14 protein-coding genes are annotated in these 18,691 nt (G+C 50.8%); 9 read left to right on the forward strand and 5 right to left on the reverse strand.

Features of this window, described 5'->3' with window-relative positions; genetic code table 11:
• The first annotated feature begins 110 nt into the window (after window positions 1–110).
• From DFQ01_RS19285 to DFQ01_RS19295, 3 genes are all read left to right on the forward strand, one after another.
• Window positions 111–4,634: an S-layer homology domain-containing protein gene (locus DFQ01_RS19285; protein WP_110045543.1), complete on the forward strand. Its 4,524-nt coding sequence runs from the start codon at window positions 111–113 to the stop codon at window positions 4,632–4,634.
• A gap of 123 nt (window positions 4,635–4,757) precedes the next feature.
• A complete protein-coding gene (locus DFQ01_RS19290) occupies window positions 4,758–5,153 on the forward strand; it encodes an iron chaperone (RefSeq protein WP_110045544.1) in 396 nt (131 codons plus the stop codon).
• A 222-nt stretch (window positions 5,154–5,375) separates the two neighbouring features.
• Window positions 5,376–7,409 carry a methyl-accepting chemotaxis protein gene (locus DFQ01_RS19295; RefSeq protein ID WP_174812530.1) on the forward strand — a complete coding sequence of 678 codons (2,034 nt, stop codon included), beginning with the start codon at window positions 5,376–5,378 and terminating at the stop codon, window positions 7,407–7,409.
• A 76-nt stretch (window positions 7,410–7,485) separates the two neighbouring features.
• Here DFQ01_RS19295 and DFQ01_RS19300 read toward each other — a convergent pair whose 3' ends face one another.
• Window positions 7,486–8,409 (reverse strand): GNAT family N-acetyltransferase, encoded by a 924-nt coding sequence (locus DFQ01_RS19300; protein WP_110045546.1) that lies wholly within the window; start codon window positions 8,407–8,409, stop codon window positions 7,486–7,488.
• Window positions 8,410–8,860: 451 nt separating this feature from the next.
• Here DFQ01_RS19300 and DFQ01_RS19305 point away from each other — a divergent pair, with 451 nt between their 5' ends.
• Window positions 8,861–9,475 (forward strand): PH domain-containing protein, encoded by a 615-nt coding sequence (locus DFQ01_RS19305; protein ID WP_110045547.1) that lies wholly within the window; start codon window positions 8,861–8,863, stop codon window positions 9,473–9,475.
• Between the two features lie 249 nt (window positions 9,476–9,724).
• Entirely contained in the window at window positions 9,725–10,501 is a 777-nt protein-coding gene (locus DFQ01_RS19310) for a M20/M25/M40 family metallo-hydrolase (RefSeq protein ID WP_110045548.1), read from the forward strand.
• A gap of 103 nt (window positions 10,502–10,604) precedes the next feature.
• On the opposite strand, the gene DFQ01_RS19315 is transcribed toward DFQ01_RS19310, so the two are convergent.
• The 4 genes from DFQ01_RS19315 to DFQ01_RS19330 all read right to left on the reverse strand — a co-directional run bounded on the left by DFQ01_RS19315 (window position 10,605) and on the right by DFQ01_RS19330 (window position 14,113).
• Window positions 10,605–11,906 carry a hypothetical protein gene (locus DFQ01_RS19315; RefSeq protein WP_110045549.1) on the reverse strand — a complete coding sequence of 434 codons (1,302 nt, stop codon included), beginning with the start codon at window positions 11,904–11,906 and terminating at the stop codon, window positions 10,605–10,607.
• Entirely contained in the window at window positions 11,896–12,435 is a 540-nt protein-coding gene (locus DFQ01_RS19320; protein ID WP_110045550.1) for a sigma-70 family RNA polymerase sigma factor, read from the reverse strand. Before DFQ01_RS19320 ends, DFQ01_RS19315 begins: the two co-directional genes overlap by 11 nt.
• A 461-nt stretch (window positions 12,436–12,896) precedes the next feature.
• The gene (locus tag DFQ01_RS19325; protein WP_110045551.1) at window positions 12,897–13,592 is read right to left on the reverse strand and encodes a PspA/IM30 family protein; all 696 of its coding nucleotides are present in this window, start codon (window positions 13,590–13,592) and stop codon (window positions 12,897–12,899) included.
• Entirely contained in the window at window positions 13,592–14,113 is a 522-nt protein-coding gene (locus DFQ01_RS19330) for a hypothetical protein (RefSeq protein ID WP_110045552.1), read from the reverse strand. Before DFQ01_RS19330 ends, DFQ01_RS19325 begins: the two co-directional genes overlap by 1 nt.
• Before the next feature lie 251 nt (window positions 14,114–14,364).
• On the opposite strand from DFQ01_RS19330, the gene DFQ01_RS19335 reads away from it, so the two are divergent.
• The 4 genes from DFQ01_RS19335 (at window position 14,365) to DFQ01_RS19350 (ending at window position 18,618) form a co-directional block, all read left to right on the forward strand.
• Entirely contained in the window at window positions 14,365–15,039 is a 675-nt protein-coding gene (locus DFQ01_RS19335; RefSeq protein WP_110045553.1) for a response regulator transcription factor, read from the forward strand.
• Window positions 15,032–16,426 carry a sensor histidine kinase gene (locus DFQ01_RS19340; protein WP_174812531.1) on the forward strand — a complete coding sequence of 465 codons (1,395 nt, stop codon included), beginning with the start codon at window positions 15,032–15,034 and terminating at the stop codon, window positions 16,424–16,426. The genes DFQ01_RS19335 and DFQ01_RS19340 overlap by 8 nt, the downstream gene beginning before the upstream one ends.
• A gap of 201 nt (window positions 16,427–16,627) precedes the next feature.
• A complete protein-coding gene (locus tag DFQ01_RS19345; RefSeq protein WP_174812532.1) occupies window positions 16,628–17,377 on the forward strand; it encodes a DUF4163 domain-containing protein in 750 nt (249 codons plus the stop codon).
• A 131-nt stretch (window positions 17,378–17,508) separates the two neighbouring features.
• On the forward strand, window positions 17,509–18,618 hold the full coding sequence (locus tag DFQ01_RS19350; protein ID WP_110045556.1) for a threonine aldolase family protein: 1,110 nt from the start codon (window positions 17,509–17,511) through the stop codon (window positions 18,616–18,618).
• The last annotated feature ends 73 nt before the right edge of the window (window positions 18,619–18,691 follow it).

Below are 18,691 nucleotides of genomic sequence, written 5' to 3' on the forward strand. Positions count from 1 at the left end.
CCCCATATTTTTCCGTTGCCCTCGAATCTATACTGTAGTTGCTAAGAATTTGTAAGCGTTTCAATTAGACGCTTCACAGCATAATCCTCCACCAAGAAGGGGCGATTCAGATGAAGGGTAACAGGGGCAGGCAGGGCAGGAGAAGAGGGGCAGGCATACTCGTTTTAATCGCAATGCTGTTAGTGAATTTGCTGTCGGTTGTTCCGACTGCAGCAGCGGCAGATCCGGTCATACCGGACGATGCGATGAAGATTAATGGTGAAGACGCAATAGCGGGCAACATCGGCAATGATCCGAACGGTCAGGAAGGCTCGTATGCATGGATTGATCACAACAGTGCAGACTCGCGCATTACGTATGAGATTACGGCAGCTGAGGCGGGAACGTATCAATTTGCTTTCCGCTACACAGCAGGTACGGTTGGCACGGCGAAGGCAAGAACATTGGCTGTTGACGTGAACGATCAAGTTCATGTGGATGATCTGACACTGCCGGATACAGGGACATGGAATACATGGTTCACGGCTTACGAGACACTTGATCTGCAAGCAGGATTGAATACGGTTACATTGCGTTCGGAAGCGGCACAGAACGGGATGTGTCTGGACTACTTCCACGTTTGGGAGACAGCTGTAGAGCCTGCTCCTACAACTCGTTACGAGGCGGAGAATGCCGACATTAACCGGGCAATCGTATGGGAGAGCACGCAAGCGTCGGAAGGCAAGTACATCGGCAACATCGATTACGACGACAGCTATGTGCAGTTCAACCAAGTGCATGTGGACACGGCAGGCACGTATGGGGTAACGATCGGGTATGCGAACGGAACAGGGGCAGACTCAACGCATAATCTGGTCATCAATGACACACCTGCAGGTACGGTTACATACCCTGCGACCGGCGGATGGATGAACACGACGCCTTATAACGATTTTGGGCAAAAGAAAACGATCAACGTTGAGCTCCAAGCAGGCGATAACACGATTCGTCTGGTCAAAGGAACCGGCTACGCCGAGGTCGACTATATCGATCTGATCGGCTCCGTGCCGAAGGTTAGTGTACAAGCCGTCTCGATTCCAACGCCAAGCTCGAATCGTATATTCGTAGGCGAGACGCTGCGGCTCAGTGCAGTTGTCACGCCGGATAATGCATCCAAGAAGCAGGTGCTGTGGACGGCAGCTAACTCGGACGAATCAACCGAAGCAAGGGCAACGATCGATGCTTACGGCGTACTGACCTCACTAGCGGCCGGCGACGTGACGGTAACCGCGACATCGGTTGATAATCCGGCAGCGACCGCTTCCGTGACGATCACGATTGCGAACGTTGATCCGTTCGTCGTTGACCTATCCGATCGCTATCGCCCGGTAACGCACGCGGCATCCGGTGCATTGTACGGACTAGCTGAAGAAGGTCGTCCAACAGACGATCTCATCGCGCCGCTCAAGCCGCGCATGTTCACGCAGATGGCGCCAAGTGGCGGCCAGCTGCCGAATGGAGAAGTGTCGCCGATCGGCGATGCGCTGAAGGTGGCTTCGATTGCAGAACGCAACGGCGCTTCGGTGACGATCCGGATGCCGGATATTTACCCCGATTTCCCGTACAAGTGGGTAAGCTGGGACGACTGGTATGCGAAGGTCGATCAGATGGTGAACGCTAGACTGACGTCTGGCGCGAGCAATATTTATGCGTATGAGCTCTGGAATGAGCCGGATTGGACTTGGGATACGACGAAGGCAGGCGCTTATCTCGACGGCTGGAAGAAGACCTACGACCGCGTACGTTCGCTTGACCCAGACACGCCAATCATGGGACCAAGCTACAGCATCTATGTTGAGAGCTGGCTGCGCGACTTCCTCTCCTATTGCAAAACAAACAACTGCTTGCCGGATATCATTAGCTGGCATGAGCTAGGCGACTTTAGCGGCACACCGAACCCGCAGAACATTGAGTCGCGTATCGCTAACTACCGAGCAATCGAACAGGAGCTGGGCATCGATCCGCTGCCAATCAGCATTAACGAATATATGGCGTATTCCGAGGATACGATTCCAGGCAACACGATTCAATATATCGCGCAGTTCGAGCGCGGCGGAGTGGATACGGCGAACACGGCATTCTGGTTCCGTCCAGGTCGTCTTAGCAACATCGTGACGGATACAGGTAAACGGAATGGCTCATGGTGGATGTTCAAATGGTACGGTGATATGACAGGCAAGATGGCGATGACGACACCTCCACAGCCAAGCAGCATGGGTCTTGATGGTATTGCCAGCGTCGATACGAGCAGCAGCAATGTGCAAGTTATATTCGGCGGTGCGGATGGCGATCGCGACATTGTTGTACGCGGCTTCGATTCCGATGGACTTGCCTATACAGGCGGAAAAGCTTACGTGACCGTTGAGTCGACACCTTGGTACGGTGTTGATACCGAAGTGAAGGCGCCGACTGCCGTTTACAGCGGCGAGTTCGATATCGTGGACGGTCAAATCATTGTCCCGATGACGGATATGAACCCGATCTCGGCTTATCACATCGTCATTACGCCAGCGCAAGCGACGGCGAATACGCGTTACGAGAGTGAGCACGCCACGACGAATAAAGCAGGCATCTTCGCAAGCGAGCATGCTTCGAATGTTAAGTACGTCGGACAGATTGATTTTGCAGACAGCTATATAGAATATACGGTTAATGCGGCAGCTGCGGGTACTTACAACCTGACAATTGGTTATGCGAATGGCATGGATACAGTGTCGACGCACGAATTGTCGGTGAACGGTAAAGCGGCAGGTACGGTTTCGTATGCGCCAACAGGTGGCTGGACCTGGAGCGGAAAGACGGGTGTGGCTTCCGTACAAGTAACGCTGACAGCAGGTGCGAATACGATTCGTCTGACCAAAGGCGAGACGGGCGGCTACGCGGAGCAGGATTATATTCAGCTCACGCCGGTAACCGCATACGAGCAGCGTTTCGAGGCGGAGCAGGCGACAATTACGGATGCACAAGTGTTCACTGGAAGCTATGCTTCGGACTTCCGTTATGTTGGCTATATTAACAATTCGGACAGCTCCCTGTTATTCCAACCGATTGTTCCGACAGCAGGCCAATACACGCTGGAGATCGGTTATGCGAATGGCACGGAGACGACTTCGTCACACACGCTTACGATTAACGGCACGGACTCCGTTGTGCAATATGCACCGACAGGTGGCTGGGTGAATGCCTATGCGAACAAAGGCAATCGCAAAACCGTAACGCTTGACGTCAATCTGATCGAGGGCGAGAACAGCATCAAGCTGACGAAGATGGATGGCTATGCGGAGCTCGACTACATCAAGCTGACCGCTGCGGCAGCTCCAGTCGATAACGGTGGTAACAATGGCGGAGAAGATGGTGGTAATAATGGTGGCGGCAATGGGAACGGCGGAGGCGGCACAACAGGCTCCGGTGGTACCTTGGTCGCAGCAGCACCATCGAGCAGCAACACCGTTGGCACCAACGGTGTAGTGACGGCCAAGTCGACTGTTGACGCGGCAGGCGCAGCATCGGCTGTATTCGAGGCCGATTCACTGAGTGAAGCAATCCAACAAGCAGCAAGCGGCAAGCTGACGCTGAAGATCGATGGAGCAGATAAGGCTGGCAAGGTATCGATTACGATTCCAGCGGCACCGCTTCGTGATGCTGGCAAAGGGTTAACCGACGTTACGATTGAAGTAAATGGCGTGACGGTTGTAGTTGATGCATCGCTGCTGACGCAAACCAGTGATGCGAAGAACATCGTCCTTATGGTTAGTACGAAGTCGGCTTCCGAGCTGCCAGACAGCGTACGTGATGTAGTTGGCGATGCGACCGTATATGATTTCTCCCTGACGCTGGATGGTAATCGCATTGCCGACTTCGGTCAACATGGTGTAACGGTCAGCGTTCCATATGAGCTGAAGCAGGGCGAGGATCCGCACAACGTCGTCATCGTCTACCTGACAGACAGTGGCGACTACGAGGTTGTAACGAACGGTTGGTACGATGAGAAGACGGGCACAGTGACGTTCCAGCCAAAGCATTTCAGCCTATATGCAGCGATTTACGTCGATGCAAGCTTTAATGATCTAGGTGCTGAACAATGGGCAACGACGGCAGTTGAGGCACTTGCTGCACGTGAAATCGTCAAAGGTGATGGCAAAGGTGCATTCCGTCCGAACGATTCCATCACACGTGCAGAGTTTGTGCAGATGGTCGTCCAAGCATTTGGTCTATCGAATGACCAGGCATCGGCAAGCTTCTCTGATGTGAATAAGGACGATTGGTTCTATGCTTCTGTCGCGGCTGCGGAGCAATATGGCATCGTTACTGGCAGAGCGGACGGCACATTCGGCGCATCATCCAACATCTCAAGACAAGATATGGCGCTGATTCTGTATCGTGTTGCGAAGCTGGTTGGTACACCGCTCAACACCGGCGAACCTAGCAGCTTCTCGGATGCATCCGCGATTGCTGGCTATGCAGCTGATGCAGTCGAGGCGATGTACCAAAGTGGTATCGTGCATGGCATGGGCAACGGCAGCTTCGAGCCAGGTGCACAAGCAACGCGCGCTCAGGCTGCAATGATGATCTACAATTTGCTGCAACTGACATAATACGATGTAGAGTATATGAAGGCAGGTAATAGAGCGCCGTCCCGATCATGGGGCGGCGCTCTGCTTGTTATCACGTATGCATGGTATACTGGGTGTAAAATGTAAGAAACTCGAGGTGACCCCATGCCAACGACGTTTAATACACCAGACGAATATATCGCGAGCTTCGCGCCAGATATTCAAGAGAAGCTGCAATCGATCCGCAGCTTAATCAAGCAGCTAGTGCCGGAGGCGACAGAGAAGATCAGCTACGCGATGCCAGCATTCGCCTTGCATGGCAATCTCGTCTTCTATGCAGCGTTCAAGAACCATATCGGCTTCTACCCGAGCGGCAGCGGCATTGCGGCGTTCGAGCATGAATTTATCGGGCTGAAATGGTCGAAGGGCGCCGTTCAATTCCCGATGGACAAGCCAATCCCTTATGACCTAATCAGCCGTATCGTCGAGTTTCGAGCCGGGGAGAGTCGTGCGAAGGCCGAGGCGAAGAAGACTGCGAAGAAGGCTGCCAAGAAGGCTTAATCTCTAGATTAAGGAATGTTGCTATTTAACAACGGTAATGTGAAAGCCTACGGTCAGTAGGCTTTTTTTGCTATTCTAGAGCGCGATATTCTTATGGATAAGACAGTCTGTATGTTTATTAGATGAGTTTATCTAACATTTTACAAACATTTACTTGGAATTTTATTAGTACTTATCTTGTAAAATAATCCATTGAGAATGTTCTACAATGGAGGTATCGTAATGAATTCAAGCAACAAGCAGAGTCGCATCTTGCCTATCATACGCAAGCTGTCCGTGAAATCGTTCAGAGCAAAGATGATCGCGACATATCTGCTGATTTCCATCATCCCCATGCTATTCAGTTCTATTTTCTTCGCTTATTATCTGAACAATGTCGTAACGAAGGAAATTCACACGAAGGAACGGGACGTCGTTAATAGCAATACGGTTGCCATAGAATACGCGATCCAGCGTAATGTCTCGTCCTTAGAGCAAATAACGAAGAATAATCCTGATGTCATTAATGGCAACAAGCAGGGTATAGTGGATTATTTCGCCCAGATTAAATACGCTAATCTTGAAGTGGAGGAGTATGGGTATGTAGACGAACAAGATACTGCGTTTACTTCCTCTGGCAGCAAGCTCGATGTATCCGACCGTGATTACGTGAAGAAATCGCGGGATACGAAGCAGACGGTCATCAGCGATATCTTGGTCAGCAAACGGACCGGAAATCACATCATCGTCATTTTCGTTCCGATTCTGGATCAACAGAATAACTATAAAGGCGGTATCTTCAGCACCGTTACAACCGAGAATCTGGATATTTTCACCGACATGATCAAGATCGGAGAAACAGGTTTTGGCTACCTCGTATCGTCTACGGGCACGCTGTTGAATTATCCGGATAAAAGCTTGGTTGGCAAGAACGTCAATGAAATCCTCACACCGGAACAATCAGCCAAGCTCGAAGCAGCTGCTAAGAAGCAAACGAACGGGATCGTTGATGTGACCGATGAGAATGGCGATAAACGAGAAATCAGCTTCAATACGATTCCATCGACGGGCTGGCGCTTGATTTCTACCGTGGACTATGATGAGGTCTACGATTCCGTTGAGACAGCAAGAACGATTTCGATATGGCTAACTATTATTACAGCGGTCGTCGCCGCCGTGTTCGCGCTGACGTTATCGCTTGGCATGACGAAGCTGGTTTCGAAGCTTACGGATGCTGTGAAGAAGCTTGCGACCGGCGATTTGACCCCGCGTCTTCAATTTTATCGCAAGGATGAGCTTGGACAGCTCGCCCTTGATTTCAATTACATGGTGGATTCATTCTCTCTCATCGTAGGGAAGGCCAGCCATGCAGCGGAGCAGGTCGCAGCCTCTTCGGAGCAGCTAACAGCGACTGCGATGAATTCGGTAACCGTATCGAACCATATCGCACAATCCACGCAAGAAGTGCTTCGCGCAGGAGAAAGCCAACTGCAGGGAGCGGAGCAAACGTCCACGGCGATGGGAGAGATGGCTGTAGGTGTGCAGCGGATTGCGGAATCCTCATCGGCTGTGACGGAGCTTTCCCAAGATTCGCTGCATGAAGTACAAAAGGGATCCGTTGCGATTCGTGAGGCGGTCGAGCAGATGAAGCTGATTCACCACTCTGCCAGAAGATCGGCGGAAGACATGCAGACGCTGGAGGGCTATTCGCAGCAGATCGGCGAGATCGTCACCCTCATCACCGATATTACGAATCAGACGAATCTGTTATCGCTCAATGCCTCTATTGAAGCCGCACGAGCGGGCGAGCAGGGACGCGGGTTCGCCGTGGTGGCGAACGAAGTGAAGAAGCTGTCCGAGCAATCGACGCTCGCTGCCGCGAATATCGGCAATTTAATCCGCGAGGTGCAAGCTTCAACGGCTAGAGCGGCGGCGGAGATGAATCAAGGGGTACAGAACGCTGATCGGGGATCGGAGCTGATCAACACGGCAGGACAGGCGTTCACTCAGATTGCGAGCATGTTCCAAGAAGTGTCAAATCAGATCCAGGAAGTATCCGCAGCATCGCAGCAGATGTCGGCTGGAACAGAACAAGTGACGGCGTCTATGGCCGAGATCGTAACGATGACAGATGGCTCGTATCGTCACACACAAAGGATCGGAGAAGGAGCCGGACAGCAGCTGCAGTCGATGGAGGAGATTTCATCCGCATCCGAGCATTTGAGCAGCATGGCACAGGAACTGCAAGAGGCGCTCTCACAATTCAAGACGAACTAAGCAGATGAAGCGAGAATGGACTAAGAATAAGAGAAGAGGGGCTTCGCATCGAGCGGGCCCCTCTTTCTGTGCGTCCCTATAAATCTATACAGTAACGAATCTCTTCACTCGCTCGAAGGAAGCCGATCGATTCATACAGGGATAGGGCGGAGTCATTGTCCGTGAGCACCATAAGACCCGCTTTCGACAGACCTAGCGATTGGATATAGGTTAGACCTTGCGCGAGTAGGAAGCGAGCCAATCCACGCTTGCGCCAAGGCTCACGGACGAACACCTCTTCAATCTCAGCTGTATCGTCCACCTGACAGACCATTAGGCTTGCTGCCAGTTTGCCATCGTGGCGAATGGTCAGCGCTTTCCAATTCGGACGTCTCTTGTATTCATGAAGCCGCGTTAGACCAAGCGGCGTTTCGGGCCAAATCTCCGAATCGGCCTCCAAATATTCCTCTTCCTCAAGGTCAGTCGCCATTGCCCAAGAAGCATACTCAAATCCTTGTGCCAGCTCGATAACCGGGATCGGCTCCGATAGGTTATGCTGCATGCAGTACAGCGTGCTGAGGTGACGATACCCCTCCTGTATAAAAAATGCATTGTTCGCTTCCTCGGATCGATCGTTGCCGAAACACAGCAGCGTGCCATATTCGGTCGACAGCGTGTCTTTCAATTGCAATGCTCTTGCATACAGCTGCTTGTACAGCTGTCCTAGCAGCTCATGATCCGCTGCGCGATCAGGGACAGTCTTCACATTAACATAGATGGAATGTTTGCTCGCTGGTGAGCGTCCAGGTGGTACAACATTCACGATCCCGACCTGCCCTTTGGCAATCATCACGCCTTCCTGATAGGCACAGTAGACGTTTGGCCAGTTGTCTTCGTCTCCTACCCACCAGAATACGGCGTTCGGATTGTGCTTCATGACCGATTGATGCAGCTCCTCGAGCAGCGGTGAATCCTCCTGCTGATAAGGCCGAATAACAATTTCTGCTGTTATATCTTTCATAGGTAATCCCCCTTTAAACTTCTCGTATGGAAGGAACTTACAGTAGGTATATACGGAATGTGGAAACCATAGTTGCGGTAACGCGTATCTATTAACGGGATACCGACAGTCGCGTCAGCTAACGGACCGTAGAAGCATTAATGAGCGCGTACAACCTGTTTCCATGTGCTAACGGACTCGAGTGTCGCTATATCGCTGTAAATCTACTATTTTGGATCAAAAAACACGCATTAGCATCATCCCAGTCCGTTACAGCAAGCAGGCGTGTAGCCGCACAGAATAAAGTCTCTCTAGTCCGTTAACGACACGTCGATCAGCCCTGCACACGCGACGAATTTCTTCTTGTGCGGGTCGGTTCTCTCCATTAGACTAGGGAAATGTACGATGGCATTAAATGAAGGCTTGCCCAGTATAAGGGAGGCCGCGAATCCAACTCGAGAGGGTGTATAAGGTGTTCAAAAGGCTTGCATCGGAAGCGCTCGGTCTTAGCGATATCGGGCAAATCATTCCACCTCAAGACTATGATAAGGTCGACTCGGATGACTACGTCTTCCACGAGGATAACGAGAAAATTTATTTCGTCATTAAGTCCAAGAAGGACGAATACTGCTTCACCAATCTGGCGCTGATCCATCTGGACGGTGACAGTGCGCTCAGCTCCAAACGGGTGCTGAAACGTTACGCTTATTCGTCGTATTCCGTATCGAATGTATTGCTGGAGACAGCGGGTACGGTCGATATGGACGTCGAGATCAAGTTTGTGATTGGCGATACGCCATTCTCCATCGATGTGCGCAAGAGCCAGCTGGAGCAGCTGAAGGATTTGTACAAAGCGCTGTACAAGATCTCTGATATCAAGAAACACAATAACGAATATTTGAAGCTGGCGGGCGAGAGCATCGAAGTGGCCAAAGAAACGCTCAGCCACGCAATGCCGCAGAGCGCAGCGCTCTCCACGCAGTTTGATCAGATCAACCTGTCCGTCTTCAACTGGAAGAAGGATAAGCTCGACGAGTATAAGATCAAAGATTTTGGTTTCGTTTTCGAGAAATATATTAACAATTAATAGGCATCATTCATCCATCTGGGGCCCGAGAAATCGGGCTCTTTTTGTTTGCTCTAGGATTTGTTTAAGCGTATTGATAGAGGGAATAATAGAGTTAAGAGAGATATCCGAGCACAGAAGTGTGTCATGGAACGCATGCCCTCTGTATATATTGGGCGAGTGGAAGTAATCAACTGGCGCAGCACTTGTCCGATTAGGCAGGAGGATGCAGGAGATTGATGGCACCTCTGAACAAAAGGAGACCACGCCATGCGCAAGCTGGAACGCGATTTACTCGAGCTGCTATCCATTACAGCCCCGAGTGGGCAGGAGCGGCCGGTAGCGGAGTATTTGATCGAACGTCTGCAGAAGCAGGTCGATCGAGTGGAATTTGACCATTACGGCAATGTCATTGCCCAGCGCATATATGGCACCGGAATCGGGCCGACCATTCTGTTGTGCGCGCATATGGATACCGTTTGGGTAGATCCGGCGCGGGAGATTTTGCAGGACGGCGATATTTGGCATAGCAGCGTAGGTCCGCTTGGGGCGGACGATCGAGCGGGTATCGCGATTATCTTGGCGGTGCTGCGCAGTTTGGCGAGGAGCGGGGCGTTCCATGGGCGGATTAAGCTTGCTTTTACACGTGAAGAAGAGATAGGACGGATTGGCTCGGAGCAGCTCAATCTGGCGTGGCTGAGCGGGGTGGATATGAGCGTTGTTGTGGACCGCAGAGGGAGCAGGGACATCGTCGTGCGCAACAGCCGCATGGCGTTCTGCGAATGGAGTCTGGCGGCGTATTGGGAGTCGATCGGGACGATGTGCGGAATGACGGGCTGGCGCGCGGTGGAAGGCGGCCTTAGCGATGCCGTGACATTCGCTGCGTACGGCATTCCATCTGTTAATCTGTCTGCGGGCTACGAGTACGAGCACACGGCGGAGGAATATGTGAACGTGCGAGCGTGCAAGGACACGGTGCGGCTCATCGTGCAATCCCTGACGAATTATACGGCGGCGCAGCAGACGGCATCCACTGTTGTTTTTTGAAAATTATAGATCTCTGAATTGCGATTGAACTAACGAGAAGGCATAAAAAACGGCGATTGTTCAGAGGCGGAGTGCCCTGTAACAATCGCCGTTTTATCTACAATTACTTAGTAAAGGAGTCTACTGGCAACTTGAATGTCCATGGTCCTTTCATAGCGACCTGAGGGTTGCTTACAGTAAACTGCAGCTTATTGCTGGTTGGCTCGACTTTGACAACAAAATGATCAATTATCCCCGTCTCGTCATTCAGTGTTCTTCCATCAATGCTAAAATCGCGAACCAAACCGCGAGTGTCTGCCGATCCGCTGGTATCTACATAAACTTTAGCCCATTCCTCGCCGTTTTCTTGGAACCGTTCAATAGCAGAAATTTTGATTGGGAAGCCTGCTAAATCGAAAATGTAATCAACATCTTTCTTAGATTCCTTTGGAAGATCGAGTGAAACTGCAGCCTCGTCCTGGTATATGACGTTAATCTCTGGGATCGTAATGATATAGTTTTTTGTATTCAGGTCGGACATATTGAAGAGGAACTCGCTTACGGGACTAGAATTAGCCATTCCTCGCTCGAGCGAGATAGGTTTGCCCGCGTCATCCCAAACTTGAACGTGTTGAATCGGAGCGTAATCACTGCCGGTGAAATTCAGGCCATAATCATCGATCATAAACTTATCAGGAACTGTGGAGACCAAGCTGATTCTCGCTTTTTCCCCTGAGAGACTGGCGACAGCAGAAATCTGAACATCGTCTACGACGACCGTTTCTCCTAGTTCGTCATAGCTGCTTACTGACTTAGATTCGATTAATGTCAGCGGAATCGAAACCTCGGGGAATTGATCGATTTTAATCTTGGCATGTTTGCCTATATCAAGAGTTCCCTTGTACCAAAACGTTCCGGCCCATTTATCCGTAGTATAAGTAAGTTGAGATGAAGAGACGGTATAAGCGACTCCTTGGTCGTTCACAACGGTCAGGTTATTAAGTTTATTCACATGTGAAGCTGTTACGGTTATATAGGACATTTCTTCATCAACCATCATGCCCGTGATGGATATCGATCCTTCGCCAACCTGAGCATCCACTTGTTGAGGGAGTATAAGCATTTCGGACTGCTCTTTTGAATCTGTGACGATGCCAATGCCCGGGACAAAATGTAATGCATTGCGTAAAGCTGCGAATACTTGAGTGTTAAAAAACGCAGTAGAGACTATGGTAATACCGAGTACTAATGCAGCAATTGCTCTTCGAGGGCGGGGTCTCATCCATATGGACCTTTTCTTTTTTTGTTCAATTTTATTGTACGCGTTCATCTCGGCTAAGGCCGATTGGACTCCCAATTGGCTTCTTTGATGCAGATTGCGAGGGACTGGAATATTATCGATTTCTTGTTTTAGTTTATCGTTCATAAACATCCTCCTCGAATAATTCATTTCGAAGTTTTTTTAATGCTCGGTACAATATGGTTTTGGCTGAACCTAATGGGATTTCCAATACATCTTTAATTTCTTTTAACGTAAGGTCATGATAGAACCGGAGAATGATCACACTTTTTTCATCTGCGTCCAGCGTTTCGATTAATTCTTTGAGCGATAACGCGAGTGGAATATCCACGTCGTCCTGTTTAAGGCGTATATTTTTATACTCGTCGGTAATCTTAATGACCTTTTGCCGTTTCCGTAGTAGATCAATGGAACAACTGATCGCGATTTTAATAAGCCACGTTTTGAAATATTTTGGTTCCTTCAGTGTTGAAATAGATTTAAATGACCGATAAGCGGTCTCTTGTACGACATCCAATGCATCGTCCTGATTACGCAGATAGACGAATGCAGTACGATAGATGGCTTCTTCATGTTGTTGAAATAGTGTCAGAAAATCAGAACTATTTCCTCTTTGTGCGCTTCTGATTAAGGATTCAATGGTTATAACCTCCATCCGTTGCGTGATAACAGTTAGACGCGGGTAGTTAGAATTTGGCTTTGTCGTTCTCTAACTTGATCCCAAATCCCAAAGGTTGAGCATCTATTACAGGGAATTTCATTCATGTGGTTGAATGGTGAATGGTGTCAAAATGTTCTCTTGAGTGAAATATCGGCTGCGTGAGCAGATCTGTCGACAGGTGGTCTCCTCTTTTTACCAAATATATAGCGATATATCGAGGTCCTTCTTGAAGACACCTAGCGTTATGCTATGTACGAGTGCGAGCAGTCATCGGAGGAATATGTGAACGTGCGGGGGTCAATGATTCCGCTTATTGGATTATGAGGGTTGGTTAATGCGACAATGGTGCGTAAAGACGACGAATAACCGACCATCAGCGATGGTCGGTTATTCGTGTTCTCCCCGTAATATGCGTACCAGCCTGTCGGCTTGCCGTCCGGGATACCGCAGCGCGGCTATACGTTGGTCACAGCTGTTTGTGCTCCCCTTTCCTGGCGCTGACGCTTTAGCGCATCCAGCTCCAGCAGCACGCTGTCCTGAAGCTTGTCCTGCGGCAAGCCAGCAGAAGCCGGTCCTGTTATCGACTGAACTTGCTTACGTGCGGTCGCTTCAGCCTCTAACTGCCATACCTTCTCTTCCATCCGGGCGAATCCGCGCACGGCTTGCCGAGGGTCGAAGCTGTACAATGTATTGTTCACGCTCTTCAGTGCTTCGGCGGTTTGCACTCTCGAAATCAGGTAGTGTTTCTTTGCCTGCAGCGCATCGTACGTTTGCTTCAACTGCAAAATCTGCTCTTTCAGCTGCACCGTCTGCTGCTGCAGCGATTCGAATTGGCTGCGATATTGCATAAGCCGTTCTTGAAGAATCAGTTTCTCGCGAAGCGCAATTTGAGCAATCGCGTCCTCGCCTCTGTCAACGGCAAGCTCGGCTTGGTGGCTGCGTTTGGCAAGCAGCGCTTCCGTCTGCTCGATAAGCACGGCATGCTTTCGCTCGACAAGCAGCTGCTGCGTTAAAGCTTCCGCCGCGCGGTCTAACTGCTCTTCAAGATCACGGAGATATTGCTTCACCATATTGATCGGATCTTCGACCCGATCCAGAAAACCATGCACGTCGGACTGTACGATTGTTTTGACACGTTTGAAAATACCCATTATTGTTTCGCCTCCTTAGTAAGTTGCCGTTCCCATTGATCCAAAATGTGAACATCATTGTGTGGTACTGGTTCTGCAAGCCATTCCGGCGAAGGTGTCATCTCGATGTCTGATCCACCTTTGCTTCTCTTGCGAATATAGATGTAAGCGCCAATTACGACAGCTGCAATGACAATCGTCCAGAAGGATAGAAGCGACCACAGTGCGACTGCTGCCATGAGTCCGCCGATCCATTTCAGCACCGATTTGCCTTTAGCAAACAGTACGGCTCCGATCAACAGTACTCCGATTTTCGTAAGCAGTCCGATGAGTGCAAATCCGCCTCTGTCATGTTCGACGCCAATGCGCTGCACGAACACCTGATTACCACTCCTGAATGAACCTCCGTCATGTCCAAAGCCTGCCTCTGGCCCGATTACCTGGTGGACACCATGCGTCCAGCCGGAGCAAATGACCAGTACGAATACCGAAAGCACTGCAAGAAACGGCCATTTTAACATTTTCCATCTCGTCGATCTCATTCATGTTCACCTCCTTGTTTTCTTTACACCCCCAGAATAACGCCCTTTGGTGAAAAACAGGTGAAAGAGGAAGTTCAAAAAATCCGCTTTTGATCACGAAGATCACAGGCAGTGAATTCGACGTTGAATCTTGGATGAAGCCTTTTGGATTTTCAATTTTCTATCAGCTTGTCTTCATCTGCCTTTCATCTTTACTTGCTATCTTATAGGCAGCCATTTAGTAGAAACGATAGAAAGAAAGGTTGATAGAGATGAACCTGCTGTTAGCGGAAGACGATACTCGCCTTGGCGAATTGATTGTTCATATGGTGGAAGCGAAGACGGGCATCCGGGTGGATTGGGTTACGACAGGCAGCGACGCCTACGATTATGCGCTTGCTTCGACCTATGACGTGGTGCTGCTGGATTGGATGATGCCGGAGGGCGATGGAGCGGCGACTTGCAGAAAGCTGCGCAAAGCCCAGTATTCGGGGGCAATTCTGATGCTGACCGCCCGCGATTCGGTACAGGATCGCGTCGCCGGACTGGATGCAGGTGCCGACGACTACCTGGTGAAGCCCTTTGAAATAGACGAACTGTTAGCCCGAGTCCGTGCCTTGACCCGGCGCAACTTCGCGCCTCTCATGGAGGAGATGGTGCAGCTGGGCGAAATACGACTGAACCGGGCCAGCCATGAAGTCCAGCTGGGTGACCAGCGGATTGCGCTGACCACAAGAGAATTCCAGATTATCGACCTGCTGGCGGTTAATCGCGGAAGGGTGCTCACACGCGAACTCATTCTGGATCGGATCTGGGGATTCGATTCGGATGTTACTCCTAAAGCCGTCGATGCGACCGTCAAGCTCGCACGGAAGAAGCTGGAGCTTGCCGGACACAAAGGGCTTATCGAAAGCGTGCGCGGCGTCGGGTACCGGATTCATGTTTAGGGGCAAAGACAGTCGTAAGGGCAATCCGCATAACGATATCATCAGACGGACGCATTGGCGATTGACCGTGCAGTACAGCGCTCTGCTGCTATTGTTCCTCGGCTTGTTCGCAGCTGCCGCATACTCGTTGTTTCAACAATCCGCCCGCAGTGAGCAGGAGAGCAAGCTAAACGCGCTGCTCGACGATGAGCTCCGGTTTATACAAGAAAACTACGGAAATATGCGTGCCAATCGAGTTAGCGATAAGAAGGACAATTCCTTTCAAATCGGCGCCGATCAAGCCTTTTATTATTGGGTGGACCAGCAGGGAAGCCTCGTCTTAGGCAATGAAAGTGACAGCGCAATTCGCTCGCAAGCGCTGCGAGCATTAGAGGGGTGGGTGTCAAGAGGCGACAAGACCCGCAAGGTAGAGTTTGAAACGCAAAGCCGCTTGTTCTTCCAAAGCCATAATGACATGGAGGCGGAGCAAACACCGTTTCTTGTGGCAAGCCGGAAGCTAACCGCTGCCGGCCGCGATATCGGCACGTTGTATGTAGGCGTCGACATTAGCTCGCAGGAAGAGATGCTGCGAACCGCCGCACTGGTGCTTGGCGGTCTGACGATTTTGTTTGCCGTCGCCTGCGTCTTCGTCAGCTACCTTATGTCTAGACGAGCTATGATTCCGATCGCGCAGTCGCTTGCCCGACAGCGGGAGTTCGTCGCCGACGCTTCGCATGAGCTGCGTACGCCGTTAAGCGTGCTGATGTCCTCCATCGAATCGCTTGGGATGCGCAAACAGGCGCCGTCGGACGGGAATGACGATCGATTCGAACAGCGGACACTTGGCTATATGAAGGATGAAGTCAAGGGGATGACGCGCCTGGTCGGCGACCTGCTTTATTTGGCCCGCTCGGATTCCGGTGCAGAGCAGCTGCAGCTGGCCCGTTTCGATATTCGGGCAAGCGCAGAGCGAACGTTGAACAGTCTTGCTCATCTGTTCGAGGCGAAGCAGATTGTGCTTGACTTGCAAGCGCCGGACAAGCTGCTGATGTACGGCGATGAGCAGCGGCTTCTTCAATTGCTCGTCATTCTGGTCGACAATGCGGTGAAGTATTCGCCGTCCGGCACGCTCGTACGCGTGAAGCTGGCCGAAGAGAAACAGCGAAGCCATCGAATCCTTACGATCGCCGTAGTCGATCAGGGCATCGGCATTTCGGCAGAGGAGCAGGAGAGGATATTCGAAAGGTTTTACCGGGAGGACAAGGCGCGTTCCCGACAATTTGGCGGACATGGGCTAGGTCTAGCCATTGCGAAGCGGATCGTCGTGTCTTGCGGCGGCATCATTCAGGTGGCGAGCAAGTCGGGACAGGGCAGCGCATTTATTGTCAAAATTCCGTTTTCCGAATAGGTCATCGCAGAACTTTGGGCTTGGTATAGGGGCGCTATCATTAGGGTGATCGATTCTGATTGGTCTGGACCATCGTCGATTTATGCTCACAATATGAACATTCGCAGCGAATGACTGTGTTCTATAATGAGGATAATGGGAAGTGGCAAGGTGAAACGTCATCGTACGTTTCATTTCAAGTCAGATCGAAGGAGAATGAACATGGCTAGATTAAGCATCATCCTAGTATTATTAGCGCTCATCACAGCCTGCAGCAGCGATAAAACCGAGACGTCAACGGGGACTAGCGAGCCTGCTGGGCAGACGACGGATAGTACGCAATCCGCAAATCCTACGTTAGAGCGTGCGACTCTTACCGAGCGCGATATGAAGATACAGTATCCACAGGTCACGAATTTGGGAGATGCGAAGCGGGAGAAAACGATTAACTCGCTGCTCAAAAATGAAGCGCGCAAAGCGATCAGCTATTACGCCTATAACGAGACGACGATGGATATCGATTATACGGTGAAACGATTCGACGATAAGATACTCAGCATCCAATATACCGGATATGCCAACAGCAAAGGCGCTGCGCACCCGAACAACCTTTATTTTACGACCAATATAGATATGACAACGGGAATGAAGATGCTGTTGAAGGACACGGTGAAGGTCGATGAATCGTTCGTACAGCTGCTGCGAAAGGGCAAGTACATTCCCGCTGATCCTAGTGTGGATCTAAGCAAGGAAGCAGCGAACGAATTAAACAATTGGTCGGACGCAGAGATGGTTACCTACATGAAGCAGGCTGACGACATCGGCATCGGCAACGTGTTGAACGTATTCACATACCGCACGGAAGATGCGCTGGGCATCAGCATCTCTGTCCCTCACGCGCTTGGTGATCATGTCGAGTTCGAGATTCGTAATGCGGATTTGGCTGATAAGTTTGTTGAGGTAAGTCAGTAGTTAGAAAGATAGTATGGAGGAGTCAACCCGCCTTGGAAATCGAAGGCGGGTCTTTTTCTATTCTGCTGCATGGATTGCTCCCGAATGCCAGACAATAAATCGCAGGATCTGGAAAGGAGCAACCTTTACTTATGCGTCTAACCGCAACTTTAGGCGAAGCCTATAATCACGCACCGTATCCGATGAACGGGCATGGCAAGCGCAATGTACATGTATTGAAGGAAGCGTTCGAAGCAGTCGATGGTGACGTGGACAGCGATATGTATGGAAACGGTGCAATCATGGAGCAGTTTCACAATACATTCGCACAGCTGCTCGGTAAGCCAGCGGCGGTGTTTTTCCCAAGCGGAACGATGGCGCAGCAGATTGCCCTTCGGATTTGGTCGGATGCAGCGGGGAGCAAGAAAGTCGCCTATCACCCGCTATGCCACTTAGAAATCCACGAGCAGGACGGACTGAAGCATCTGCATCATCTTGAACCGATTTTGCTTGCAGATACGACAAGGCCTGTGCTGCTGTCGGATGTGCTTAACATGCCGGAAGGTGTCGCATGCTTGCTGCTGGAACTGCCGCAGCGGGAGATTGGCGGGCAACTGCCGGATTATAGGGAGCTTGAAGCGATCTCGGCGCATTGCCGGGAGAAAGGGATTAAACTGCATCTGGATGGCGCACGGCTATTCGAGATCACGCCTTATTATGGTCGTTCCGCTGAGGAGATTTGCAGCTTGTTCGACAGTGTATACGTGTCGGTATACAAAGGACTTGGCGGAATCGCAGGTGCGGTGCTGGCGGGCGAGTATGATTTTATAGAAGAGTCGAAGGTTTGGAAAAGGCGGCACGGCGGCGATCTGATCAGCTTGTATCCCTATTTCTTGAGTGCTGACTATTACACAGAGCGCCGACTCCCGCGCATGGCGGAGTATTACGAAGGAGCAATTGCGCTCGCAGAGCTGTACAATAGCTGCCAACCAGCCATCCGTACGGTTCCGCAGGTGCCGGTGTCGAACATGTTTCACGTACATATCGGTATGTCCAAGGAACAGCTGGAGCCGATTCTGATCGAGGTTACGCAGCAGACCGGGATTGGATTCACGCATATCCTTCGCCCGACAGGCGATGCGAGCTGCTTCTATGAAGTCAGTATCGGTGATCGATTCGCTGAGCTGCCGCGGGAGAAGGCTCGGGATGCTTTTCGCCAATTGAGCGATCGATTAATGACCAGTCACAACCGTAATCCATAAGAAGCGAAACCGCTCCGATCAGTTCTATCGATCTCAGCGCATTCATAGAATGGGTTGACTAATGGTAGAGGAG

It is taken from the genome of Paenibacillus cellulosilyticus, assembly GCF_003182255.1.
Classification (GTDB): domain Bacteria; phylum Bacillota; class Bacilli; order Paenibacillales; family Paenibacillaceae; genus Paenibacillus_T; species Paenibacillus_T cellulosilyticus.